Genomic DNA, 24,272 nt, shown 5'->3' on the forward strand with positions numbered 1-24,272 from the left:
TCATACGTAGCTGAAGGAGTCACCGTGAGGGTCGGAATCGTCGGAGCCACCGGACAGGTCGGCGCAGTCATGCGCGGCATCCTCGCGGAGCGCAAGTTCCCGGTGGACGAGCTGCGCCTCTTCGCCTCGGCCCGTTCGGCCGGCTCGACCCTCGAGTGGGAGGGCCGGGAGATCACCATCGAGGACGCCTCGACGGCGGACTACTCCGGCCTGGACATCGTGCTCTTCTCCGCAGGGGGCGCCACCTCCAAGGCGCTCGCCGAGAAGGTCGCCTCGCAGGGCGCCGTCGTGATCGACAACTCCTCCGCCTGGCGCAAGGACCCCGAGGTCCCCCTCGTGGTCTCCGAGGTCAACCCGCACGCGATCAAGAACCGCCCCAAGGGCATCATCGCGAACCCGAACTGCACCACCATGGCCGCGATGCCGGTGCTGCGCCCCCTCCACGAGGAGGCCGGCCTGACCGCGCTGATCGCCACCACCTACCAGGCCGTCTCCGGATCCGGCCTGGCCGGCGTCGCCGAGCTCGACGGCCAGGTCAAGGCCGTGGCCGCCGACGCGACCAAGCTGGTCCACGACGGCGAGGCCGTCGAGTTCCCCGAGCCGGGCGTCTACAAGCGCTCCATCGCCTTCAACGTGCTCCCGCTGGCCGGCGCGATCGTGGACGACGGCTCCTTCGAGACCGACGAGGAGCAGAAGCTCCGCAACGAGTCCCGCAAGATCCTGGAGATCCCGGGCCTCAAGGTCTCCGGCACCTGCGTGCGCGTCCCCGTCTTCTCCGGCCACTCGCTCCAGGTCAACGCCCGCTTCGACCGCCCGATCAGCGTCGAGCGCGCCTACGAGCTGCTGAAGGACGCCCCGGGCGTCGAGCTGTCGGAGATCCCGAACCCCCTCCAGGCCGCGGGCAAGGACGCCTCGTACGTGGGCCGCATCCGCGTCGACGAGACGGTCGACAACGGCCTCGCGCTGTTCCTCTCGAACGACAACCTCCGCAAGGGCGCCGCGCTGAACGCGGTGCAGATCGCGGAGCTCGTCGCCGAGGAGCTGCGCCAGGGCTGATCCCCGGCGGGCACGGAGGGGGCGGGCGCCGTACGGTGCCCGCCCCCTCCCCGTGTCACGGCCTGCGGACCTCGAAGAGGAAGCAGCCGAACTCGGCGGCCCGGAGGTGGACCAGCGCGACCCCGGGATCCGCGAAGGCCTCGTCCAGGGCCCGCTCGATCACCCCGTCGGGGTCTTCGTCGAGGTCGAGGACCCGCCCGCCGAGGATGTGCCCGCGGGCGTCGTACCGCCGGGCGGTGCGCTGCACGCCCGCGCGGGCGAAGGGGTGTCCGCCGCCCTCGGCGGGCCCCGCGCAGGCCTCGGCGTGGATGAAGACCGGCCCCTGCTCGTCGTAGGCCCCCGGGTCGGCGCCCGTACCGGCCGCCCAGCGGCGCAGCGGCGCGTACGAGACGAGCGCGATCCGCTCGCCCGCCCCGCTCGCCCGCAGGCAGCAGCGCAGCGGCGCCCCGCCCTCCTCGTCCCGGTAGGGGACGCACTCCCGTCCGGCGTCGTCCCGCACCCGGAGTTCCCGGAGCGCCGTCTCCTCGATGGGCCTCGCCCAGTGGCTGCTGTTCATGTCCGTCAGCATGGCGGCGGCGCACGCCGCGGTCCGGCGGGAATCCGACGTCGCGTTCGCCCGTGGATTACTCCGACCCGGTGGCGCGGACCGCATGGAAGGATGGCCGGGCAACGTCACCATCAAAGGAGATGACCGCGTGCCCGGCACGAATCTCACCCGTGAAGAGGCCCAGCAGCGGGCCAAGCTGCTCACCGTCGACTCGTACGAGATCGAGCTCGATCTCAGCGGCGCTCAGGAGGGTGGCACCTACCCCTCCGTGACCACCGTGCGCTTCCGGTCGGCCGAGGCCGGGGCCGAGACCTTCATCGACCTGGTCGCCCCGGCCGTGCACGAGGTCGTCCTGAACGGCAGGTCGCTGGATGCCGCGGAGGTCTTCCAGGACTCCCGGATCGCCCTGAGCGGGCTGGAGGCGGGGGCCAACGAGCTCCGTGTCGTCGCGGACTGCGCGTACACCAACACGGGCGAGGGCCTGCACCGCTTCGTCGACCCGGTCGACCAGCAGGCCTACCTGTACACCCAGTTCGAGGTGCCGGACGCGCGGCGCGTCTTCGCCAGCTTCGAACAGCCCGACCTGAAGGCCACGTTCCGGTTCACCGTGACGGCCCCCGAGGGCTGGACGGTCATCTCGAACTCCCCGACGCCGGAGCCGAAGGACCGGGTGTGGGCCTTCGAGCCGACCCCGCGCATCTCCTCGTACATCACGGCCCTGATCGTCGGCCCGTACCACGCGGTGCACAGCTCCTACGAGGGCAAGGACGGCCAGGTCGTCCCGCTCGGCATCTACTGCCGCCCCTCGCTCGCCGAGTTCCTCGACGCGGACGCGATCTTCGACGTGACCCGGCAGGGCTTCGACTGGTTCCAGGAGAAGTTCGCCTACGACTACCCGTTCGCCAAGTACGACCAGCTCTTCGTCCCCGAGTTCAACGCGGGCGCGATGGAGAACGCGGGCGCGGTCACCATCCGCGACCAGTACGTCTTCCGCTCGAAGGTCACGGACGCCACCTACGAGGTGCGCGCCGAGACGATCCTCCACGAGCTCGCGCACATGTGGTTCGGCGACCTGGTCACCATGGAGTGGTGGAACGACCTGTGGCTGAACGAGTCCTTCGCCACCTACACCTCGATCGCCTGCCAGGCCTACGCCGAGGGCTCGAAGTGGCCGCACGCGTGGACCACGTTCGCCAACTCCATGAAGACCTGGGCGTACCGGCAGGACCAGCTGCCGTCCACGCACCCGATCATGGCGGACATCCGTGACCTCGACGACGTCATGGTCAACTTCGACGGCATCACGTACGCCAAGGGCGCCTCGGTGCTCAAGCAGCTCGTCGCCTACGTCGGCACGGACGCCTTCTTCAAGGGCGTGCAGGCCTACTTCAAGGCGCACGCCTTCGGGAACACCCGCCTGTCGGACCTGCTGGGCGCCCTGGAGGAGACCTCGGGCCGCGACCTGACCGCTTGGTCGAAGGCGTGGCTGGAGACGGCCGGCATCAACATCCTGCGGCCGGAGATCACCACCGACGCGGACGGCCTGGTCACCGCCTTCGGCATCCGCCAGGAGGCGCCCGCACTGCCCGCCGGCGCCAAGGGCGAGCCGACGCTGCGCCCGCACCGGATCGCGGTCGGCCTGTACGACCTGGACGGCGGCAAGCTGGTCCGCACGGACCGGATCGAGCTGGACATCGACGGCGAGCTGACGGAGGTGCCGGAGCTGCTGGGCCGCGCCCGCCCGGCCGTCGTGCTGCTCAACGACGACGACCTGTCGTACGCCAAGGTCCGCCTGGACGAGGAGTCCCTCGCGACCGTCACGGCGCACCTGGGCGACTTCACCGACTCGATGCCGCGCGCGCTGTGCTGGGCCTCGGCGTGGGACATGACCCGCGACGGCGAGCTGGCCACCCGCGACTACCTCTCCCTCGTCCTGTCGGGCATCGGCAAGGAGTCGGACATCGGCGTCGTCCAGTCGCTGCACCGTCAGGTGAAGCTGGCGATCGAGCTGTACGCGGACCCGGCGTGGCGGGAGGAGGGCCTGGCGGCCTGGACCGCGGCCGCGCTGGAGCACCTGCGTGCGGCGGAGCCGGGCAGCGACCACCAGCTGGCGTGGGCGCGTGCCTTCGCGGCCACGGCCCGTACGGAGGAGCAGCTGGCGTTCTTGTCGGCGCTGCTGGACGGCTCGGCCGTGGTCGAGGGCCTGGCCGTCGACACCGAGCTGCGGTGGGCGTTCCTGGAGCGGCTGGCGGCCACGGGCCACGCCGACGAGGCGGCCATCGCGGCGGAGCTGGAGCGGGACGCGACGGCGGCGGGCGAGCGGCACGCGGCGACGGCGCGGGCGGCGCGTCCGACGGCCGAGGCGAAGGCCGAGGCCTGGGCGTCGGTGGTGGAGTCCGGCGACCTGCCGAACGCGGTGCAGGAAGCGGTGATCGCGGGCTTCGTCCAGACGGACCAGCGGGAGCTGCTGGCCCCGTACGCGGCGAAGTACTTCGCGGCGCTGAAGGGCGTCTGGGAGTCCCGCAGCCACGAGATCGCGCAGCAGATCGCGGTGGGTCTGTACCCGTCGCTCCAGGTCTCGGAGGCCACCCTGTCCCAGACGGACGCGTGGCTGTCCTCGGCCGAGCCGAACGCCGCGCTGCGCCGTCTGGTGTCGGAGTCCCGCTCGGGCGTCGAGCGCGCCCTGAAGGCCCAGGCGGCCGACGCCGCCGCCGCGCGCGCGTAACCCCCGTCGTGCCCGTGGAGCACCCCGCCCCACGGGCACGACGCCCTGGCCCCCTGACCCCCTGACCCTCGAACGCCGGGCGGGCTGGTTCGCCTCCGGCGGCGCCTCGAACGCCGGCGGGGCTGAATTGCCCTCCGGGCGATCCGGCCGCGCCCGGATCCAGCCTCGCCGGCGTTTGAGGCGCGGAGGTCTGGGGGCGGAGCCCCCGGGACGGGTCCGGGCGGAGCCCGGGGAACGGCGGAAGGGCGGCTAGGGGACCGCCCCGCGCAGCGGCCGACCCGGCGCCCGTCCGGCGGTCAGAGGAGTCCGGAGGTCCCGGGGTCATGAGGGTCCGGGGTCATGAGGGTCCCGGGGTCATGAGGGTCCCGGGGTCATGAGGGTCCCGGGGGCGTGGCCGCCGGCCGCCCCCGGTTTACCCCCGGGCCGCGGCGACGGCCCGCAGGGCCGTCAGGACGTGGGAGACCGCCGGCGCGGCTTCGCCGCCCCGGCGAACCGCGGCGATCACGTGCCGCGTCGGCCGGTCGTGGGCGAGCACCCGCACGGCGACACCGGAGGCCCGGCTCGACACCATGCGGGGGACGAGGGCCACGCCCATCCCCGCCTCCACCATCGCGAGGATCGCCGTCCAGCCGGAGGCCGAGTGCGCCTGTTCCGGTACGAACCCCGCCGCCTCGCACGCGCCCACCGCGATCTCCGACCAGGGCCCGCTGCCCCCGTAGATCCACGGGTCGCCGGACAGGTCCGCCAGCCGGACCTCCGCCGCCCCGGCCAGTGGGTGCCCCGGCGGGAGCGCCACGTCCAGCGGGTCCTCCATCAGCGTCACCCGCGTGAACCGCGGATCGCGCGCCGTCGGAGCGTGGGCCGCCAGGGACAGTGCCAGGTCCACGCCCCCGGCGGCCAGCAGCTCGTACGATTCCGCGGCCTCGGTCTCACGGACCCGGACCTCCACCCCCGGCCGGCTCTCCCGCAGCGCCGCCACCGCCGGTACGACGAGCGCCGGTACGGCGGTGGAGAAGGCGCCCACCCGCACCTCCCCCGCGTCCCCCGCGAGGTACCCCGCGAGCTCCGCGTCGGCCCGCTCCAGCTGTGCGAACACCGCCTCGGCGTGCCGTAGTACGAGGTGCGCCGCGTCCGTGAGGCGGACCCGCCGGCCCTCGGCCTCCAGCAGCGCCACCCCCAGCTGCCGGGCGAGGTTCGTCAGCTGCTGCGAAACGGCCGAGGGCGTCATGTGCAGCGCCTCGGCCGTCGCGGTCACGGTCCCCCGTTCGGCGAGGGTCCGCAGGATCCGCAGCTTCTTGATGTCCCACTCGGTCATGGGCCGAACCTACCGGCGGCCCTACCCGCGGCCTACTTGCGTACGCTCCCCAGCATGACCCCGCCGAGGATCAGCACCATGCTCAGCAGCTGCGCGGGCCCGGTCTGTTCGCCCAGCAGCAGGAAGCCGAGTCCGGCCACGCAGACCGGCTGGAGGTAGTAGACGACTCCGGCGCGGGCCGCCCCGATGATCGAGATCGCCTTGTTCCAGGCGAAGAAGGCGACGGCCGACGAGAACACCCCGACGTACAGCAGCGCTCCGACGGACCCGGCGGTGACCTCGAAGGCGCCCTGCACGGAAACGGACACCGCGTACGCCGGTGCCAGCATCAGCGCGCCGAGCGCGAAGGTGGTCATCAGGAAGGCCAGGCCGCCCAGTTCGGCGGGCTTGCGCTTGAGCAGGGCGCTGTACGTGGCGAAGGAGAGGGCGGCGGCGAACATCCACAGGTCGCCGGCGCCGAAGTCGAAGCCGATGGAGCCGTCCCCGACGAGCAGCAGCACGCCGAAGGCCGCGACGAACATCCCGATGGTGCGCCGGGCGCCGAGCCGTTCGCCGCCGAGGCGGGCGTACAGCGCCATGATGACGGGCGAAGCCGCCATGATCATGCCCATGTTGGAGGCGGAAGTGGTCAGTCCGGCCTGGTGCACGAGGGTGTTGTAGAGGGCGACGCCGAACAGCGAGGCCAGGGCGATGAATCCGAGGTGCTCACGGATCAGGGCCCGCTGCTGCCAGACCTGGCGGGCAGCGAAGGGGGCGACGGCGAGGAGGGCGATCACCCAGCGCCAGAACACGGCTTGGACGGGCGGGACGTGTCCGGCCATTCCGCGGGTGGCGACGAAGCTTCCGGACCAGACGACCGTCGCCAGGAGGGCGAGGAGCACGCCGAGACCGGCGGCTCCCCTCTTCCCGGTGCCCGTGACGGCGGGCTCTGCTTGCGGAACGGTGCGGGCGCGGTCCGTGACGGCCACTGGGTGTCTCCCCCTCGGGGTGGTTCTGAGCGATGCGTAGGCCTACCGTCGCACCTTCCCATCAGTCAGGTCCATCGAAATGTTTTGATCGATCCCTTCAGTAGAACTGAACGATTCCTCGGCGGCGCGGGCCGAGCGGGCGGCCGAGAGCTGTCCGGCGACGGTGGCCCCGAAGGCGACCGCCATCCCCGCCAGCTGTACGGGCGTCAGCGCCTGTCCGAGGGCCGCCCAGCCGATGACGGCGGCGGTCAGCGGGGAGAGCGGGCCGAGCAGGGTGACCGAGGTGGCGCTGAGCTGCCCGATGCCGCGGAACCAGAGCCAGTACGCGGTGCCGGTGTTGATCAGCATCATGTAGCCGTAGCCGAGCAGGGCGTGGCCGTCGAGGGCCGGCGGCGCGCCCTCGACCAGGGCGGCGACGGGGATGATGACCAGCCCGCCCGCGGTGAGCTGCCAGCCGGTCATGGCCAGCGGGCCGACGCCCTCGGGGCGTCCCCAGCGCTTCGTCATGACGGTGCCCGCGCCCATGGAGGCGGAGGAGACCACGCCGGCGATGATCCCGATGGCGTCCAGCTTCGCCTCGGCCGTGAGGACGACCATGCTCACGCCGAAGGCCGCCACGATGGCCGCGAGGACCGTACGGACACTCGCGCGCTCCCCGAGGAGCAGCGCGGCGAGTCCCACGACGAACAGCGGTCCGGCCGAGCCGAGCACGGCCGCGACGCCGCCGGGCAGACGGTAGGCGGAGAGGAACAGCAGCGGGAAGAAGGCGCCGATGTTGAGGGTGCCGAGGACGGCGGACTTCCACCACCACTCGCCCTTGGGGATGGTCCGGGACAGTGCGGTGAGCAGCAGTCCGGCGGGCAGGGCCCGCATGACGCCGGTGAACAGCGGCCGGTCGGGCGGCAGCAGTTCGCTGGCCACGAAGTAGGTGGAACCCCAGGAGATCGGGGCGAGGGCGGTGAGGGCGACGGTGGCGACGCGCTTCATGATGCTGACTCCTCGGCAGGTGAGGAAGGAGGGACGTGAGGGGTGTGACGTGCGGACGGGCGCGGCTCAGGCGGCGACCGGGGCCGGGGCCGGGGTGCGCCCGGCGGCGGGGGCCGGCGGTTCGGCGTGCACGGCCTCGGCGGGCAGGTGCGGCTCCAGCCGGACCAGAGCCAGGGCGGCGCCGAGCGCGCTGACGGTGAGGACGGCCCAGGGCAGCCGCCCGTCGACGGCGAGCAGGGCGGTGAAGAGGGAGGGGGCGAGCGCGGTGGCCAGCGAGTAGGACAGCTGGTAGGTGGCCAGGTAGCGACCGCGGACGGCTTCGGGGGCGGCGGAGACCGACAGGGCGCCGCCGGAGGGGCTGTGCACCAGTTCGCCGAGGGTGTAGACGACCACGATGACCATCAGGGCGACCAGGGTGGCGGTCTGCCCGGGGCGAACGGTGCCGAGCACGATCTGGCCGACGAAGGCGACGGCGAAGAGCAGGGAGCCGAGGGCGGCCGAGCGGGTGCGGCGGGCGCCGGAGCGGCGGACCCGGCTCGCGATCAGTACGCCGACCCCGGCGCACAGGACGGTGTTGAGGGTGAAGGCGGCTCCGGTGAGGGAGGCGGGCGCCATCAGCCAGGTGGAGAGGTAGAGCGGGAAGAGGACGGAGAGGGCGGAGTAGCCGAGCGCGGCGAGGAAGTTGGCGGCGGTCAGCCCGAGGAAGGGCCGGTCGTGCAGGACCATGCGGTAGCCGGCGGCCTCGCGCTTCACGGCGGCGCCCTCGCCCTCACGCACCGGGCGGACCCGGGAGACGAGGAGCCCGGCGAGTGCGAAGGCCAGTGCGTTGGCCCAGGCGGTGTAGGTGAACCCGCCGGTCCCCCACAGGGCGAGGACGCCGGTGACGAGCATGGCGCCCGCGCCCATCCCGGCGTTCTGCAGCGCCCGGATCGAGGCCTGGAGCCGGTCGCGGGCGGAGCCGCGCGCCACCTCCCCGATCAGGGACTGCTGGACGATCGAGAAGGAGCGGTCGGCGAGGGCGGTGACGAGGGTGACGGCGGCGAACGCGGCCAGTGAGCTCGCGAAGGGGTAGAGCGCGAAGCCGACCGCCCGCATCCCGTAGAGGACCAGGTTGACCTTCTTGGCGCCGAACCGGTCGACGGCGGTCCCCGCCAGCGGCATGAAGGCCAGACCGGCGACGCCCGTGATGGTCATGACCAGGCCGACGAGGGTGAAGGAGAGCCCGGTGACGTGGTGGAAGAAGACCAGCGAGAACGGGACGTACATGCCGATCCCGACCGAGCTGATCCCGACACCGGCGAGCATGGCCCGCTCTCCCGCGACTCTCGATTCCATCGTGTCCCCCGCAATTGGCCGGTCAAAGTAGGTCGATGGAAAGTAGCTTACTCGTAAGCTACTTTCCGTCAAGCAACTTTCTTGCGATCGACTTCCGGAAGGCTGGATACTGCGCCCATGACCGAGGCCAACAAGGACGCCGTCGACGCCATCGCCGCCCAGTGGCACGTGGTGCGCCCGGACCTGAACACCGAACCCATGGAAGTCTTCGGACGCATCTACCGGATCGCCCGGGCCATGGGGGACGAGATGGAACGGGCCTATGCCCGCTTCGGGATCTCGCGGGGCGAGTTCGACGTGGTCGCCACGCTGCGCCGCTCCGGCGAGCCGTACACGCTCTCGCCCCGACAGCTGTCCGCCACGCTGATGCTCACCACGGGTGGCATGACGGGGCGTCTGGACAAGCTGGAGAAGGCCGGGCTGCTCAGCCGCAGGCCCGATCCGCACGACCGGCGCGGACTCCAGGTGACGATCACCGACCGCGGGCTCGCACTCATCGACGAGGCCGTCACCGCGGGCCTGGCGGTACAGCGCGCCGCGCTCACCGGGCTGACCGACGAAGAGGCCGAGGTGCTCAGCGGACTGCTCCGCAAGCTACTGGCCGGTATGTGAGGACACGACGAGGCGCCGGGGGTCGTCGCACGGCCGAATCGAATCGGCGGTGCGGACCCCCGGCGCCCGGGAAGTATGTGGTGCCGCCCCTACGGGGTCGGCCCGGTCAGGCCTGCTTCTGCGGCTTGTCGGACTTGTCGAGGACCATCACCAGGCCGGCGATGACCAGGAACAGCACGATCGGCAGGGCCACGTACAGGCCGAGCGTCGCGCCGACGCTCAGACCCGCGCCCGGGTCGTCGCCGTCGTCGCGGGTGAGCGCGAGGGCGGGAGACGTCATCAGCAGCATCATCAGCGCAGATCCGGCCGAGACGGCGCCGGCGCGCAGAGCGTTCTTCTTGTCCACGGTGCCAAACTAGCGAACGCCCCGACGGCCCGCGCGCCCGGGGGTGCCGTACGGGGTCAGGCCCCCTTCCGCAGAGCCCTCAGCAGGGCGTTCGCCCGGGGTGAGGCGGCCAGCTCCTCCAACGTCAGCGGCCGTCCGTCGGCGTCGGCGACCGGCAGCCGCCAATTGGGGTACTGGTCCCAGGTGCCCGGCAGGTTCTGCGGCCGCCGGTCCCCCACCGCGTCCGGCAGCCACACCCCGACCAGCCGGGCGGGGGTGCGCAGCAGGAAGGCGTACAAGGCCCGTACGGCGGCCTCCTCGTCCCCGGTGTCCAGGCCCAGACCGCCGAGCAGTTCCAGCCACTCGGCGGTGTCGGCCGCGTCCTCGGCCCGCTCCTGCTCGACGGGGCGCGCCAGCAGGCCGAGCCGGTCGCGCAGTTCCACGTGGCTCCCCGCCAGCTTGGCGGCCGTGGGCGGCAGATCGTGGGTGGTGACGGTGGCCAGGCAGTCGGCCCGCCAGTCCTGCGGCGTGAGCGGCTTGCCGCCGCCGTCCCAGTCCCGCTCGAACCAGAGCACCGAGGTGCCGAGCACCCCGCGCCGGGCCAGCGCCCGGCGCACCCGCGGCTCGACCGTCCCGAGGTCCTCGCCGATGACCAGGGCCCCGGCCCGGTGGGCCTCCAGGACCAGCACCGCCAGCATGGCCTCGCCGTCGTACGAGACGTACGTGCCCTCGGCGGGCGGGGTCCCCTCCGGGATCCACCACAGTCGGAACAGGCCCATGACGTGGTCGATGCGCAGGGCGCCCGCGTAGCGGAACACCGAACGCAGCAGGGACCGGAAGGGCGCGTAGCGGGTCTCGGCCAACCGGTCCGGCCGCCAGGGCGGCAGCCCCCAGTCCTGCCCGCGCGCGTTGAAGGCGTCGGGCGGCGCGCCGGCGGAGGCGTCGCGGGCGTGGAAGTCACCGGTACGGGCGTCCGAGCCGTCGGGGTGCACCCCGACGGCCAGATCGTGCACGATCCCGACGGCCATCCCCGACTCCCGGGCCACCCGCTGGGCACCGGCGAGCTGAGCATCGGTCAGCCAGACGAGCCAGCGATGGAAGTCGGCCCGCTCCCCGGGATCCTCCCCCGCCGCGGCCGCGCACCAGGCGGCGTGCCGGTCCAGCGGCGGGCCCTGCCTAGCGCAGAACTCGGCGTAGGCGGCCGTGCGCTCGGCCGACCGCGGCACCGCGTACAGCAACTCCAGAGCGGCGCGCTTGAGTTCCCAGACGGCGTCCCGGTCGATCAGCTCCCCCTTCTCCAGCACCGCGCGGCGCAGCTGCGCACCCCGTGCGGCGAGTTCGGCGAGCGCCTCCCGCTCCGGGCACAGGGCGTGCTCCGGGACGTCCTCGATCCTCAGGTGGACCGGGTCCGGGAAGCGGCGCGAGGAGGGGCGGTACGGGGACGGGTCGGTCGGGGTGCCGGGCACGGCCGCGTGGAGCGGGTTGACCTGGATGAAGCCGGCGCCGTGGGTGCGCCCGGCCCAGCGGGTGAGTTCGGCGAGGTCTCCGAGGTCGCCCATGCCCCAGGAGCGTTCGGAGAGCAGTGAGTACAGCTGGACGAGCACCCCGTGGGCCCGCTCGGGCGCGGCGGGCGCCCGCTCCGGGGCCACGATCAGCGTGGCGCCGCCGACTTCGCCGTCCGGCGGGGTGACGACGATCCGGTGCACCCCGAACGGCAGCCCGGCGGGCTCCCCGTCAGGACCGACGACCCACTCGACGACGGCCTCCGACTCCTCCGGTTCCAGCCGGATCCGCGTCCCGGCCGGCAGCGCGGCCAGTTCGGTCGGCGGCGGCTCGCCCTCCCACCACACCAGCGTCCGCGGCAACAGCCGCTCCCGCGCCTTCCGTTCGGCCGTCGCCAGTCCCGCCCCGACGTCCTCGGCGGTGTCCGTGCAGACGCCGAGCATCCCGAGTACGGCGGCGACCGTGGCCCGCGGTACGGGGACGGTGACGTCCGCGGCGGGCTGGTAGGCGGTGGCCACACCATGCAGGGCCGCGAGCCGGGCCAGGTCGTCGTCCATGGGCGCACTCCTTTGTGCTGAGGGTGGGTCGGCGCCCGGTCAACACCGGCGCGGCACCCTGGGACACGGCCGCGAACACAGCAGCCCTACCCAGTACGGGGCGTCGCATTCCTGGCGGATCCCGGTCAGATCACCCATCCGCATTGACACTCCAGCCGCACGGGTGGTGGGCTCGGGCTCATCCGTACGGGCGGGGGACGTCCCGGGACGAGGAGGCTCTGTGCAGCTCAGGGGCAGGAAGCGGACGGCGGCCGCCGCAGTGGCGGTGATCGGTTCGCTGCTGGGCGGAGCCGTGGGCTCCGCCCCGGTCGGCATGTTCGCGATCGTCTCCGGCCCCTCCGGGGCGGACCGGGAGCCGGCCGCCGTCGCCGGAGCGGGCGCTTCCGCCGAACTCGTCCTCGACCCCGCCGCCAACCCCCCGCGCACCGCGACCGAGGGGCCCGCCGTATGGCCCCGTCCGCAGTCGATGACCGCCGACCCGGCGCGCGAGGTGCCCCTGGGCACGGAGGTCGTGCTGGTGGCCCCGGACGATGCCGACCCCCAGGCCGTCCGGGTGGTGCGGGAGGCCCTGCGCGCGGCGGGCGTCCGCACCGTGCGCGAAGCCGCTCCCGGGGCCGCGCTGCCCGCGCAGGGCACCGTCGTACGTCTCCAGGGCCCGGACGCCCAGGAGGCGTTGCGGGCGCTGGGGGCGACCGCGCCCGGCGACCTGCCGGAGGGGGGTTACCGGCTGGCGGTGGGACGGCCCGGCGGCCGGGACACCGTCGCACTGGCCGGAGTCGGTGAGGACGGGCTGTTCCACGCGGCGCAGACGCTGCGTCAACTGCTCGCCGCGGGCGCCGGGAAGGTGCCCGGGGTGCTGGTGCGGGACTGGCCGGCGGCCCCGGTGCGCGGGATCACCGAGGGTTTCTACGGGGAGCCGTGGACCGGGGAACAGCGCCTGGCGCAGGTGGAGTTCATGGGTCGCACCAAGCAGAACCGGCTGCTGATCGCGCCCGGCGACGACCCGTACCGGACGACGGCCTGGCGCCAGGAGTACCCGGTCGAGCGGCAGGGGGAGTTCCGCGCGCTGGCGGACAAGGCCCGCGCCAACCGGGTCGTACTGGGCTGGGCGGTGTCTCCCGGCCAGTCGATGTGCCTGTCCTCGGCGGCCGACCGGGCCGCCCTCGCCCGCAAGCTGGACGCGATGTGGGAGCTGGGGTTCCGGGCCTTCCAGGTGCAGTTCCAGGACGTGAGCTACTCCGAGTGGGGCTGCCGCGAGGACCGCGAGAAGTACGGGCGGGGGCCCGCTGCGGCCGCGAAGGCGCACGCGGAGGTCGCGGGCGAGCTCGCGGCGCACCTGGCGGCCCGCAAGGACCGGGAGACGGCGGCGCTGTCGCTGCTGCCGACGGAGTACCACCAGCAGGGCTCCACCACCTACCGCAAGGCCCTGGCGGCCGCGCTGGACCCGCGGGTCGAGGTGGCCTGGACGGGCGTGGGCGTGGTCCCGCGCACGATCACCGGCAAGGAGGTGGCCGGGGCGCGGTCGACGATGGGCCACCCGCTGGTCACCATGGACAACTACCCGGTCAACGACTGGGATCCGGCCCGGATCTTCCTCGGCCCCTACGCGGGCCGGGAACCGGCCGTGGCCGGCGGCTCGGCGGCGCTGCTGGCCAATGCCATGCCGCAGGGCACCCTGTCGCGGATCCCGCTCTTCACGGCGGCCGACTTCGCGTGGAACCCGCGCGGTTACCGGGCCGGGGAGTCCTGGGCGGCGGCGGTTCGCGAGCTCGCGGGACCGGACCCGCGGGCCCGGGAGGCGGTGGCTGCACTGGCCGGGAACACCGCTTCCTCGGGTCTCAAGCTGGAGGAGTCGGCGTATCTGAAGCCGCTGGTGGACCAGTTCTGGAAGGCCCGCGCGGCGGGCGACCCGGCGGCCGGGGCCGAACTGCGCAAGGCCTTCACGGTCCTGCGGGAGGCGCCCGCCCGGCTGCCGTCGCTGTCGGCCGAGGCGGGGCCCTGGCTGGACCGGCTGGCGCGCTACGGCACGGCGGGAGAGCTGGCGCTCGACGTCCTCCAGGCCCAGGCCAAGAACGACGGGACGGCCGCGTGGAAGGCGTCCCAGGCCCTGGACAGGGCCAGGCAGGCGCTGGCCGAGCCGGGCACGGTGCGGGTGGACAAGGCCGTACTGGACCCCTTCCTGAAGCAGGCCGCCGCGGAGGCGGACGCGTGGACGGGAGCGGCGCGCAAGACGGGCACGGTGACGAAGGACGCGAACAGCTGGACGGTGCGGCTGGACGCGGTGCGCCCGGTGTCGGCGGTGACGGTGATGACGGACCCGCTCCCGGCGGGCGCGCGGGGCGCGGCGGTGGAGGTCGAGGTGCCGGGCGAGGGCTGGCGCAAGGTGGCCGAGGCCGCCGCCTCGGGCTGGACCCAGGTGGACACGGGCGGGGTGCGCGCGGACGCGGTGCGCCTCTCCTGGGCGGGTGCGGGTGCCGCGCCCTCGGTGCACCAGGTGGTGCCGTGGCTCGGGGACGGCCCGCAGGCCCGTTTCGAGCTGGCCGACGGTGCGGCGGCCGACGCGGAGATCGGCGGCACGGCGCAGCGGGTCTCGGCGAAGCTGACCGCGCTGGGCGCCGGCGAGGTCCGCGGGCCGCTGACGGCGAAGCCCCCGGCGGGCGTGACGGTCGGGGTTCCGGCGACCGTGGTGGCCCCGCGCGGCGGGCAGGTGTCGATCCCGCTGGAGGTCAGCGTGGCGCCCGGGACGGCGCCCGGCACCTACGCGGTCCCGGTCGCCTTCGGCGGGGAGACCCGCACCCTGACGGTGCGTGCGGTGCCGCGCACGGGCGGGCCGGACCTCCTGCGCACGGCGCGGGCGAGTTCCTCGGGGGACGAGACCCCGGACTTCCCGGCGTCGGCGGCGGTCGACGGCTATCCGAACACCCGCTGGTCCTCGCCCGCGGTGGACGGCGCGTGGTGGCAGGCCGAACTGCGCGCCCCGGCCCGGATCGGCCGCCTGGAGCTGCACTGGCAGGAGGCGTACCCGTCGGCGTACCGGGTGGAGACCTCCGCGGACGGCACGACGTGGCGCCCGGCGGCCACCGTGCCGGCCGCCGGCGGCGGCCACGAGACGGTCCGCGTGGACGCACCCGGCTCTCGCTTCGTCCGGGTGACCTGCGAGCGCCGCGCGACGCGTTTCGGCTGTTCGCTATGGGGTGCGGAGGCGTACGCGGTGACTCCGTGAGCCTGCGGCGCCGTTGTCGGGGGCGCCGCCCCCGAACCCCAGCGCCTCAAACGCCGGCTCAGCTGGAATGGCCCTCCGGGCAACCCGGCTGAGCCTGGCGGACGGCAGGAGCGAAATCCAGCCCCGCCGGCGTTTGAGGCGGGCCGGGGCGGAGCCCCGGGAGGCCGGCCCGCAGGGCTACCCCGCCGCGACCCCGATGCGCTCCAACGCGTCCTCGGCCCCGTACGGCTGGAGGTACGGCATCCACCGCGGATCCCGGTGCCCCGTGCCGATGATGCGCCAGGCCAGCCCCGACGGCGGCGCCGGCTGGTGGCGCAGGCGCCAGCCGAGGTCGACCAGGTGGCGGTCGGCCTTGACGTGGTTGCAGCGGCGGCACGCGGCGACGACGTTGTCCCATACGTGCTGGCCGCCCCGGCTGCGCGGGATGACGTGGTCGACGCTGGTGGCGACGGCACCGCAGTACATGCAGCGTCCCCCGTCACGCGCGAACAGGGCGCGCCGGGTGAGTGGAACGGGCCCCCGGTAGGGGACCCGTACGAAGCGCTTGAGCCGGACCACGCTGGGCGCGGGGACGACCCTTGTCGCGCTGTGCAGATAGGCGCCGGATTCTTCCAGGGAGACGGCCTTGTTCTCCAGGACGAGGACGAGCGCGCGGCGGAGCGGTACGACGCCGAGGGGCTCGTACGACGCGTTGAGGACCAGGACGTGCGGCACGGACTGCCTCCTTGTACGCCGGCGGCGCGTGGCTCGCGCCGGGACGATCTGCTCTCCAGTCTCTCCTTATGGCTGGTCGAAGCGCCACCACGCGCCCGTAACGGGTCCGGGGTGTTTTCAACCACACCTGCTTCCTGCCCAGGTGAGTCCCGTCTCTCCCTCGAACAGGAAGGCCCTCGGTAAACACGTCTCAGGGATTGCCCCGTTAGTGTGGTTGGTCTGCCCGCACACCCCTTCCGGGCAGACCGCTATACCTGGAGGTTCCCGTCGTGCCCTGGCCCGCCGCTCTGCTGCCGCTGGCAGCGGACGTTCCGGACGCGCCCGCCTCGGTCAAGGAGGCGCAGGAGAGCGTCACCGAGGCCGCGAGCTTCATCGAACAGAACTGGGCCACCTGGCTGAGCATCGGCCTGCGGATCCTGCTGATCGTCGTGATCGCGGCCGCACTGCGCTCGGTGGTCCGCAAGGCGCTGACCAAGCTCATAAATCGGATGAACAGCAGCGCCGAGGCCGTCGAGGGCACCGCCCTGGGCGGTCTGCTGGTCAACGCCGAGCGCCGGCGCCAGCGCTCGGAGGCCATCGGTTCGGTCCTGCGCTCGGTGGCTTCGTTCCTGATCCTCGGCACGGCCGCGCTGATGGTGCTGGCCGCCCTGAAGATCGATCTGGCCCCGCTGCTGGCGAGTGCCGGTGTGGCCGGTGTGGCGATCGGTTTCGGCGCCCGCAACCTGGTGACCGACTTCCTGTCCGGCGTCTTCATGATCATGGAGGACCAGTACGGCGTCGGCGACAAGATCGACGCCGGGGTGGCCTCGGGCGAGGTCATAGAGGTCGGCCTGCGGGTCACCAAGCTGCGCGGGGACAACGGCGAGATCTGGTACGTGCGCAACGGCGAGATCAAGCGGATCGGCAACCTCAGCCAGGGCTGGGCAACCGCCGGGGTGGACGTGCAGGTCAAGCCGACGGAGAACCTGACCCGGATCCGCGAGGTGGTCCAGGAGGTCGCCGACACCCTGGCGAAGGAGTCCCCGTGGGACGAGCGCCTGTGGGGTCCGGTGGAGGTGCTGGGCCTGGACGAGGTGCTGCTCGCCTCGATGACGGTGAAGGTGTCGGCCAAGACGATGCCCGGCAAGCAGTTCGCGGTGGAGCGGGAGCTGCGCTGGCGGATCAAGGAGGCCTTCGACGCCGCCGGCATCCGGATCATCGGCGGCGCGGCAGCGCCCGCCGACGAGGAGGAGGCCCCGGCGGACCCGGCGGCCGCCGTCGCGGCCCCCTCGGCGCTGGCGAACCCGGCCTCCCCGCAGTCCCTGGCCACCGCCCCGATCCCGGCGCCCGGCGGCCCGAGGATCTCGAAGTAGCACCGAGCACGGCTTCCCCGCTGCCCCGCAGGTCGATCCTGCGGGGCAGCGGCATTGACAGGGCCCGAACGGTGATAGGAAACTTACCTAACAGTTCTCCACGGCCAGTCGCCCGTCCGCCAGTCCTCCGTACCGCCCGTCCGCCAGTCCGTCAGTCCGTCAGTCCGTCTGCCCCGGCGAGAGAGAGACCGCACCATGCCCGCCGCCACGCCCGGAACACCCAGCCTGCTGCGCGCCATGAACGACCGGGCCGCCCTCGAACTCCTGTTGGCGCACGGGCCCCTCTCCCGGACCCGGATCGGCAGCCTGACCGGGCTGTCCAAGCCCACCGCCTCGCAGTTGCTGGCCCGCCTGGAGGCCGCCGGACTCGTCGTGGCCACCGGCACCGACGACGGCCGCCCCGGCCCCAGTGCCCAGCTGTACTCCGTCAACCCCCGGGCCGCGTACGTCGGCGGACTGGACGTCACCCCGGGCCGGGTGCTCGCAGCCGTCGCCGACCTCACCGGCACCGTGGTCGGCACGCACGAGGTGCCGTACACCGAGGGGGCCGGCGCCGTCGATCAGGTGACCGAGGCCCTCGGCGGGGCGGTCAAGGCCGCCGGGCTGCACCGCTCCGACCTGCACCGGGTGGTCATCGCCACCCCGGGCGCCTTCGACCCGCAGACCGGCCGGCTGCGCTACGCCGGCCACCTCCCGGGCTGGCACTCCCCCACGCTCCTCGACGAGCTGGCCGCGGCCCTGCCGATGCCCGTCGAGTACGAGAACGACGTCAACCTCGCGGCCGTCGCCGAACAGCGCCTCGGCGCGGCCCGCGGCCACCAGGACTTCGTCCTGCTGTGGAACGAGGAGGGGCTCGGCGCCGCCCTCGTGCTCGGCGGCCGGCTGCACCGCGGCTGGACCGGCGGCGCGGGCGAGGTGGGCTTCCTGCCCGTGCCGGGCCACCCGCTGGTCCGCCGGCCGGCCCGCGCCAACACCGGCGGCTACCAGGAGCTGGCCGGCGCACAGGTGGTGCCGGGCCTCGCCGCCGAACTGGGCGTGGAGGCCGAACCCGCACCCCCGGCGGGCGACCCGTACGGCCCCGAGGTCGGTGCCGCCGTCGCCCTCCTCGCCCGGGCCGCCGCCACGCCCGACGGGTCCCACCTGCGCTTCCTCCAGGCGTACGCCACCCTGCTGGCCACCGGCCTCGCCTCGCTCGTGGCCGTCCTCGACCCGGAGATCGTGGTCCTCTCCGGGGCCGTGATCGCCGCCGGCGGCGACCCGCTGCGCAGGCTCCTGGAGGAGGAGCTCGCCGAACTGGCCCCCTCCCGCCCGCGCCTGGTCTCCGGCGAGGTACCGGAGCGTCCGGTGCTGCGCGGCGCCCTGGAGACCGCGCTGGCCGCCACCCGCGACGAGGTCTTCGACACCTCCCGCTGACCCCACACCCGGACCGGGACCCGCTCCCGCACACCCGAACCCGCACACCCGCACACCCGCACACCCGCACCACGTCCGCACACCCCACACCCGCGCGCACCCCCACTGGCACCCCCCATCGGTAGTTCCTCCCGCAGAGAGTGAGCCCCGCCATGCCCAGAACCGGACGCCCGATCACCGCGACCGTCCTCCTCGCCGCGATATCCCTACTGGCCGGCGCCTGTACGGGCCAGGGAGGCGCCACCGCCTCCGACGACCCGAAGGCCCAGGTCACGCTCAACTTCTGGCACGGCTGGTCCGCGCCGGGCGAGGTGAAGGCGATCGAGGAGAACATCGCCCGCTTCACCAAGGCGCACCCGAACATCAGGGTCGAGGTCACCGGCAACATGACCGACGACAAGATCAACCAGGCGCTGCGCGCCGGCGGGGACAAGGCCCCCGACGTGGTCTCCTCCTTCACCACCGACAGCGTCGGCAAGTTCTGCAACTCCCGCGCCTTCGCCGACCTGAACCCCTTCCTCGCCAAGTCCGGGATCGACAAGACCAAGGTCTTCCCCAAGACCCTGCTGGAGTACACCCAGTTCAACGGCAACCAGTGCACGCTGCCGCTGCTGAACGACGCGTACGGCCTCGTCTACAACAAGACCGCGTTCGCGGACGCAGGCATCACCGAACCCCCCAAGACGTGGAGCCAGTTCACCGAGGTCGCCCTGAAGCTGACGAAGCCGAAGGGGGATTCGTACGAGCAGGTCGGCCTGATGCCCACCTTCCACGGCTACGAGACCACCCCCATGCGGCTGGCCGCGCAGTGGAGCCCGACGTACTTCGGCGCCGACGGCAAGTCCAACCTGGCCAAGGACCCGGCCTTCGCGCAGATGCTGACCGCGCAGAAGGACCTGGTGGCCAAGCTCGGCGGCTACGAGAAGCTGGAGCGCTTCCGCAACACCTTCGGTGACGAGTGGAGCGCCGAACACCCCTTCCACACGGGCCAGGTCGCCATGCAGGTCGACGGCGAATGGCGGGCCTCGATGGCCCAGGAGGCCGGGGTGAAGTTCGAGGTCGGCACCGCGCCGCTGCCCGTGCCCGACGACCGGCTCGACGACTACGGCAAGGGCTACCTGTCGGGCACGATCATGGGCATCGCCGGCGGCAGCAAGAAGCAGAACGCCGCCTGGGAGCTGGTCAAGTACATGACCACCGACACGGAGGCGGTGGTGGCCTTCGCCAACGCCATCCACAACGTGCCCTCCACCCTGGCGGCCCTGGACTCCCCGGACCTGCGGGTGACCCCGGAGTTCAAGACCTTCATCGACATCGCGCGGCACCCGAAGTCGAACACCACCCCGGCCCAGGCCGACGGGGGCACCTACCAGCTGACCCTCCAGGACTTCGCCTACGCGGTGGAGAAGGGCGACGTCGCCGACCTCCCGGCCGGGCTCGCCAAGACCGACCAGCAGATCGACACGGACATCGCGAAGGCCAAGTAGCCCCCGATGACCACCACGAACCCGCTGCGGTCCAAGCGCCGCCGCGCCGCGCTGCGCACCGCGGCCTTCATGTCCCCCTGGCTCATCGGCTTCGGTTTCTTCTTCGCCTACCCGCTGCTGTCCACCGTGTACTTCTCCTTCACCCGGTACGACGGCTTCCGACCGCCCGTCTTCAACGGCCTGGACAACTGGACCTACGTCTTCTCGGACTATCCGCTGTTCTGGCCGGCGATGCGCAACACCCTCTGGCTGGTGGTGGTCATGGTCTCCTGCCGGGTCGTCTTCGGCTTCGGAGTCGGCCTGCTCATCACGAAGATCAAGACGGGGGCGGGGATCTTCCGGACCCTCTTCTACCTGCCCTACCTGGCCCCGCCCGTCGCCGCGACCCTCGCCTTCGTCTTCCTCCTCAACCCCGGCACCGGCCCCGCCAACACCCTCCTGGACGCGGCCGGGCTGCCCACCCCGGGCTGGTTCACCGACGCCGACTGGTCCAAGCCCGCCCTGACCGTGCTCGCCCTGTGGGGGGTCGGCGACCTGATGGTCATCTTCATGGCCGCACTGCTCGACGTACCGAAGGAGCAGTACGAGGCCGCCGAGTTGGACGGGGCCGGGGCCTGGGCGCGGCTGCGCCACATCACCCTGCCGAACATCACGCCGATCATCCTGTTCGCCGTGGTCACCGGCGTCATCCAGGCCATGCAGTACTACACGCAGCCGCTGGTGGCGGGAAAGGTGGCGGCCGGGGTGATCGGCGGCTCGGGCCAGCAGTTCGAGCCGGGCTATCCCGACAAGTCCACCCTGACCCTCCCCCAACTCGTCTACAACGCCGGCTTCCAACGCTTCGACTACGGCTCCGCCTGCGTCATCGCCCTGGTCCTCTTCGCCCTCTCCATGGCCTTCACCGCGCTCCTGATGCGCCGTCGCGGCGGACTGATCGGAGCGGACGCGTGAGCGCGACCGGCGCCGTGGGCGCGCGCAACCGCAGGGCCGTCCTGCACTGGATCGGGGTGCACGCCCTGGGCGTGGCCGCCGCCCTGTTCTTCGTCCTCCCCTTCGTCTTCCTCCTGCTCACCTCCCTGATGGCCGACCGGCAGGCCCTCACCCGCGACCTGTGGCCGGACACCTGGGAATGGGGCAACTACGCCACGGTCTGGCACACCCCGGGCTTCCTGACCTGGTGGCGCAACACCCTGCTGTACGCGGGGCTCGGCACGGTGCTGACCGTGGTCTCCTCGGTGCCCGTCGCCTACGCGCTCGCCAAGTTCCGCTTCCGCGGGCGACGGCTCTCGCTGCTGCTCGTGATCTCGATGATGATGCTGCCGCCGCAGGTGGTGGTGATCCCGATGTACCTCTTCTGGGCGAAACAGCTCGACCTGTCGGGCACCCTGTGGCCGCTGATCGTTCCGATGGCCTTCGGGGACGCGTTCTCCATCTTCCTGCTCCGCCAGTTCCTGCTGACCATCCCGGACGAGTACCTCGACGCCGCCCGCGTCGACGGCTGCGGGGAGGTGCGCACCCTGCTGCGCGTGGTCCTGCCGATGGCGAAACCGGGGATCGCGGCGGTCGCCCTGTTCCAGTTCTTCTGCGCCTGGAACGACTACTTCGGCCCGCAGATCTACGCCTCGGACAACCCGGCCGCCTGGACCCTCAGCTACGGGCTGGAGTCCTTCAAGGGCGCCCACCACACCAACTGGAACCTGACCATGGCCGCGACCGTACTGGTCATGGCCCCGGTGATCGTCCTCTTCTTCTTCGCCCAGAAGGCGTTCGTCGAAGGCGTCACCCTGACCGGAGTGAAAGGCTGACGACTGATGAAACTCGCAGTGGTGGGCGGCGGTTCCACCTACACCCCCGAGCTGATCGACGGCTTCGCACGGCTCCGCGACACCCTGCCCGTCACCGAGCTCGTGCTGATCGACCCCGCCGCCGAACGGCTGGAGCTGATCGGCGGCCTCGCCCGCCGGATCTTCGCCCGGCAGGACCACCCGGCCCGGGTCACCACCACCGCCGACCTCGACGCGGGCGTCGACGGCGCCGACGCGGTGCTGCTCCAGCTCCGCGTCGGCGGGCAGGCGGCCCGGCTCCAGGACGAGACCTGGCCGCTGGAGTGCGGCTGCGTCGGGCAGGAGACCACGGGGGCGGGCGGGCTCGCCAAGGCGCTGCGCACCGTCCCGGTGGTCCTCGACATCGCCGAACGGGTGCGCCGTGCCAACCCGGACGCCTGGATCGTCGACTTCACCAACCCGGTCGGGATCGTCACCCGGGCCCTGCTCGCCGCCGGGCACAAGGCGGTCGGGCTGTGCAACGTGGCCATCGGCTTCCAGCGCCGGTTCGCCGCCCTGCTGGACGTGGCACCGGCCGACGTCCACCTCGACCACGTCGGCCTCAACCACCTGACCTGGGAGCGGGGCGTACGCCTCGGCGGGCCCGACGGAGAGGACCTGCTGCCGCGGCTGCTCGCGGAGCACGGGGAGTCGATCGCCGCCCAGCTCCACCTGCCGCGCACGCTCCTGGACCGGCTCGGCGTGGTGCCCTCGTACTACCTGCGCTACTTCTACGCCCACGACGAGGTCGTACGGGAACAGGGCACCACGCCCTCAAGGGCCGCCGAGGTCGCCGCGATGGAACGGGAACTGCTCGCCCTGTACGCGGATCCCGCGCTGGACGAGAAGCCGGCGCTGCTCGCCAAGCGCGGCGGGGCCTTCTACTCGGAGGCGGCGGTGGACCTGGCGGCCGCCCTGCTGGGCGACGGCGGCTCGCCGATCCAAGTGGTCAACACCCTCAACAACGGCACCCTGCCGTTCCTCCCCGACGACGCGGTGATCGAGGTGCAGGCCCGTGTCGGCGCCTCCGGCCCCGTGCCGCTGCCCGTGCCCCGATTGGACCCGCTCTTCTCCGGACTGGTCGCGCACGTGACGGCGTACGAGGACCTCGCGCTCGACGCGGCCCTGCGCGGTGGTCGCGAACGGGTCTTCAAGGCCCTGCTCGCGCACCCGCTGGTCGGGCAGTACGACCTCGCCGAGGGACTCGTCGACCGGCTCCTCGCGCACAACAAGGAGCACCTGGCGTGGGCCTGACCCTCCCTTCCGTACTGGCGATCGACGCGGGCAACAGCAAGACCGACGCGGCCCTGATCGCCTCCGACGGCACGGTGCTGGGCAGCGGGCGCTCCGGGGGCTTCCAGCCTCCGCGCTCCGGTGTCGAGGCCGCGGTCGACGTCCTCGGGCAGGCCGTCTCGGCGGCGGCCGAGGCAGCGGGGCTGCCCGCGCCGGGGCCCGGATCCCCGTACGCCGCGCAGGTGTCGGCCTGTCTGGCCAACGCGGACCTGCCGGTGGAGGAGCGCCGGCTGACGGAGGCGATCGGAGCCCGCGGCTGGGGCGCGGCCACGGAGGTGCGCAACGACACCTTCGCGATCCTGCGGGCCGGGGTCGAGGAGCCGTGCGGGGTCGCGGTGGTGTGCGGGGCCGGGGTGAACTGTGTCGGGATGACCCCGGACGGGCGCACCGCGCGCTTCCCCGCGCTCGGCCGGATCTCCGGCGACTGGGGCGGCGGGGGCGGTTTGGCCGACGAGGCCCTGTGGTTCGCGGCCCGCGCCGAGGACGGGCGGGGCGGGCCGACGGAGCTGGCCCGGGCCCTGCCCGCGCACTTCGGGCTCGCCTCGATGCGGGAGCTGATCGAGGCGCTGCACCTGGGCGGGATCCCGGGCGGGCGGCGGCACGAACTGGTCCCGGTGCTGTTCGCGGTGGCGGCCGGCGGGGACCCGGTGGCGGTCGCGCTGGTGCACCGGCAGGCGGACGAGGTCGTGGCCATGGCGACGGTCGCGCTGCGCCGCCTGGAACTCCTCGACCGCGAGGTCCCGGTGGTCCTGGGCGGCGGGGTGCTGACCGCCCGGCACCCGCAGCTGAACGACCGCGTCGGCGAGGGCCTCGCCGAACGGGCCCCGCTCGCACGGATGCACGTGATCACGGCGCCGCCGGTCCTGGGCGCCGCCCTCCTGGGCCTGGACGCCCTCGGCGCCCCGCCCCCCGCCCACGCGAGGCTGCGCGCGCAGTTCGGGGCCCCGCTCGATGCCCGTTCCGGTGCCCGATTCGGGTGAATCCACCCGCCGACGGGGCGGATCTGGAACCGTGGCGGTCTCGAACGCGTATTGACG

Annotated in this window: 19 protein-coding genes; 11 read left to right on the forward strand and 8 right to left on the reverse strand. The window is 73.0% G+C overall.

Going from position 1 to position 24,272, the window contains the following annotated elements; genetic code table 11:
* Positions 1-24 precede the first annotated feature (24 nt).
* Complete coding sequence (locus ACFYZL_RS13105; protein ID WP_384756424.1) at positions 25-1,056, forward strand: aspartate-semialdehyde dehydrogenase; 1,032 nt, start codon at positions 25-27, stop codon at positions 1,054-1,056.
* 55 nt (positions 1,057-1,111) lie between these two features.
* Here ACFYZL_RS13105 and ACFYZL_RS13110 read toward each other — a convergent pair whose 3' ends face one another.
* Positions 1,112-1,612 (reverse strand): DUF1203 domain-containing protein, encoded by a 501-nt coding sequence (locus ACFYZL_RS13110; RefSeq protein ID WP_384756427.1) that lies wholly within the window; start codon positions 1,610-1,612, stop codon positions 1,112-1,114.
* Between the two features lie 139 nt (positions 1,613-1,751).
* Here ACFYZL_RS13110 and pepN point away from each other — a divergent pair, with 139 nt between their 5' ends.
* On the forward strand, positions 1,752-4,328 hold the full coding sequence (gene pepN / locus ACFYZL_RS13115; protein WP_388678654.1) for an aminopeptidase N: 2,577 nt from the start codon (positions 1,752-1,754) through the stop codon (positions 4,326-4,328).
* A 412-nt stretch (positions 4,329-4,740) separates the two neighbouring features.
* Here pepN and ACFYZL_RS13120 read toward each other — a convergent pair whose 3' ends face one another.
* The 4 genes from ACFYZL_RS13120 to ACFYZL_RS13135 form a co-directional block, all read right to left on the reverse strand.
* A complete protein-coding gene (locus ACFYZL_RS13120; protein ID WP_384745656.1) occupies positions 4,741-5,643 on the reverse strand; it encodes a LysR family transcriptional regulator in 903 nt (300 codons plus the stop codon).
* Between the two features lie 32 nt (positions 5,644-5,675).
* Entirely contained in the window at positions 5,676-6,611 is a 936-nt protein-coding gene (locus ACFYZL_RS13125; protein WP_384745658.1) for a DMT family transporter, read from the reverse strand.
* 42 nt (positions 6,612-6,653) lie between these two features.
* On the reverse strand, positions 6,654-7,598 hold the full coding sequence (locus ACFYZL_RS13130; RefSeq protein WP_384745660.1) for an EamA family transporter: 945 nt from the start codon (positions 7,596-7,598) through the stop codon (positions 6,654-6,656).
* A gap of 66 nt (positions 7,599-7,664) precedes the next feature.
* Entirely contained in the window at positions 7,665-8,933 is a 1,269-nt protein-coding gene (locus tag ACFYZL_RS13135) for an MFS transporter (RefSeq protein WP_388678659.1), read from the reverse strand.
* Positions 8,934-9,050: 117 nt separating this feature from the next.
* Between ACFYZL_RS13135 and ACFYZL_RS13140 the strand changes: the two genes are divergently transcribed.
* A complete protein-coding gene (locus ACFYZL_RS13140) occupies positions 9,051-9,545 on the forward strand; it encodes a MarR family winged helix-turn-helix transcriptional regulator (protein ID WP_384745663.1) in 495 nt (164 codons plus the stop codon).
* A gap of 106 nt (positions 9,546-9,651) precedes the next feature.
* On the opposite strand, the gene ACFYZL_RS13145 is transcribed toward ACFYZL_RS13140, so the two are convergent.
* Both ACFYZL_RS13145 and ACFYZL_RS13150 read right to left on the reverse strand, forming a co-directional pair.
* Positions 9,652-9,891, reverse strand: a complete 240-nt coding sequence (locus ACFYZL_RS13145; RefSeq protein ID WP_384745665.1) for a hypothetical protein — start codon at positions 9,889-9,891, stop codon at positions 9,652-9,654.
* A gap of 56 nt (positions 9,892-9,947) precedes the next feature.
* Complete coding sequence (locus ACFYZL_RS13150) at positions 9,948-11,930, reverse strand: 4-alpha-glucanotransferase (protein WP_388678663.1); 1,983 nt, start codon at positions 11,928-11,930, stop codon at positions 9,948-9,950.
* 220 nt (positions 11,931-12,150) lie between these two features.
* On the opposite strand from ACFYZL_RS13150, the gene ACFYZL_RS13155 reads away from it, so the two are divergent.
* Positions 12,151-15,153 carry a beta-N-acetylglucosaminidase domain-containing protein gene (locus ACFYZL_RS13155; protein ID WP_388678666.1) on the forward strand — a complete coding sequence of 1,001 codons (3,003 nt, stop codon included), beginning with the start codon at positions 12,151-12,153 and terminating at the stop codon, positions 15,151-15,153.
* Between the two features lie 177 nt (positions 15,154-15,330).
* On the opposite strand, the gene ACFYZL_RS13160 is transcribed toward ACFYZL_RS13155, so the two are convergent.
* The gene (locus ACFYZL_RS13160) at positions 15,331-15,867 is read right to left on the reverse strand and encodes an HNH endonuclease (RefSeq protein WP_384745670.1); all 537 of its coding nucleotides are present in this window, start codon (positions 15,865-15,867) and stop codon (positions 15,331-15,333) included.
* A gap of 269 nt (positions 15,868-16,136) precedes the next feature.
* On the opposite strand from ACFYZL_RS13160, the gene ACFYZL_RS13165 reads away from it, so the two are divergent.
* The 7 genes from ACFYZL_RS13165 to ACFYZL_RS13195 all read left to right on the forward strand — a co-directional run bounded on the left by ACFYZL_RS13165 (position 16,137) and on the right by ACFYZL_RS13195 (position 24,215).
* Positions 16,137-17,219: a mechanosensitive ion channel family protein gene (locus ACFYZL_RS13165; RefSeq protein WP_384745671.1), complete on the forward strand. Its 1,083-nt coding sequence runs from the start codon at positions 16,137-16,139 to the stop codon at positions 17,217-17,219.
* A 195-nt stretch (positions 17,220-17,414) separates the two neighbouring features.
* Positions 17,415-18,632, forward strand: coding sequence for an ROK family transcriptional regulator (locus tag ACFYZL_RS13170; RefSeq protein ID WP_388678669.1), 1,218 nt, complete (start codon positions 17,415-17,417; stop codon positions 18,630-18,632).
* Between the two features lie 152 nt (positions 18,633-18,784).
* Positions 18,785-20,119 (forward strand): ABC transporter substrate-binding protein, encoded by a 1,335-nt coding sequence (locus ACFYZL_RS13175; RefSeq protein ID WP_384745673.1) that lies wholly within the window; start codon positions 18,785-18,787, stop codon positions 20,117-20,119.
* A gap of 6 nt (positions 20,120-20,125) precedes the next feature.
* Positions 20,126-21,070: a carbohydrate ABC transporter permease gene (locus ACFYZL_RS13180; RefSeq protein ID WP_384745675.1), complete on the forward strand. Its 945-nt coding sequence runs from the start codon at positions 20,126-20,128 to the stop codon at positions 21,068-21,070.
* Positions 21,067-21,924, forward strand: a complete 858-nt coding sequence (locus ACFYZL_RS13185; RefSeq protein WP_384745677.1) for a carbohydrate ABC transporter permease — start codon at positions 21,067-21,069, stop codon at positions 21,922-21,924. The genes ACFYZL_RS13180 and ACFYZL_RS13185 overlap by 4 nt, the downstream gene beginning before the upstream one ends.
* Positions 21,925-21,930: 6 nt before the next feature.
* Positions 21,931-23,196, forward strand: a complete 1,266-nt coding sequence (locus ACFYZL_RS13190; RefSeq protein ID WP_384745679.1) for a 6-phospho-beta-glucosidase — start codon at positions 21,931-21,933, stop codon at positions 23,194-23,196.
* Positions 23,187-24,215: an N-acetylglucosamine kinase gene (locus tag ACFYZL_RS13195; RefSeq protein WP_388678675.1), complete on the forward strand. Its 1,029-nt coding sequence runs from the start codon at positions 23,187-23,189 to the stop codon at positions 24,213-24,215. The genes ACFYZL_RS13190 and ACFYZL_RS13195 overlap by 10 nt, the downstream gene beginning before the upstream one ends.
* Positions 24,216-24,272: the final 57 nt, after the last annotated feature.

This window comes from Streptomyces sp. NPDC001717 (genome assembly GCF_042892775.1).
In the GTDB taxonomy this organism is placed as follows: domain Bacteria; phylum Actinomycetota; class Actinomycetes; order Streptomycetales; family Streptomycetaceae; genus Streptomyces.

Coding starts and splice junctions, on each gene's coding strand:
- ACFYZL_RS13110 (WP_384756427.1), bottom strand. CDS start 1,612: ATGAACAGCAGCCACTGGGCGAGGCCCATCGAGGAGACGGCGCTCCGG.
- ACFYZL_RS13175 (WP_384745673.1), top strand. CDS start 18,785: ATGCCCAGAACCGGACGCCCGATCACCGCGACCGTCCTCCTCGCCGCG.
- ACFYZL_RS13180 (WP_384745675.1), top strand. CDS start 20,126: ATGACCACCACGAACCCGCTGCGGTCCAAGCGCCGCCGCGCCGCGCTG.
- ACFYZL_RS13140 (WP_384745663.1), top strand. CDS start 9,051: ATGACCGAGGCCAACAAGGACGCCGTCGACGCCATCGCCGCCCAGTGG.
- ACFYZL_RS13190 (WP_384745679.1), top strand. CDS start 21,931: ATGAAACTCGCAGTGGTGGGCGGCGGTTCCACCTACACCCCCGAGCTG.
- ACFYZL_RS13120 (WP_384745656.1), bottom strand. CDS start 5,643: ATGACCGAGTGGGACATCAAGAAGCTGCGGATCCTGCGGACCCTCGCC.
- ACFYZL_RS13135 (WP_388678659.1), bottom strand. CDS start 8,933: ATGGAATCGAGAGTCGCGGGAGAGCGGGCCATGCTCGCCGGTGTCGGG.
- ACFYZL_RS13130 (WP_384745660.1), bottom strand. CDS start 7,598: ATGAAGCGCGTCGCCACCGTCGCCCTCACCGCCCTCGCCCCGATCTCC.
- ACFYZL_RS13170 (WP_388678669.1), top strand. CDS start 17,415: ATGCCCGCCGCCACGCCCGGAACACCCAGCCTGCTGCGCGCCATGAAC.
- ACFYZL_RS13150 (WP_388678663.1), bottom strand. CDS start 11,930: ATGGACGACGACCTGGCCCGGCTCGCGGCCCTGCATGGTGTGGCCACC.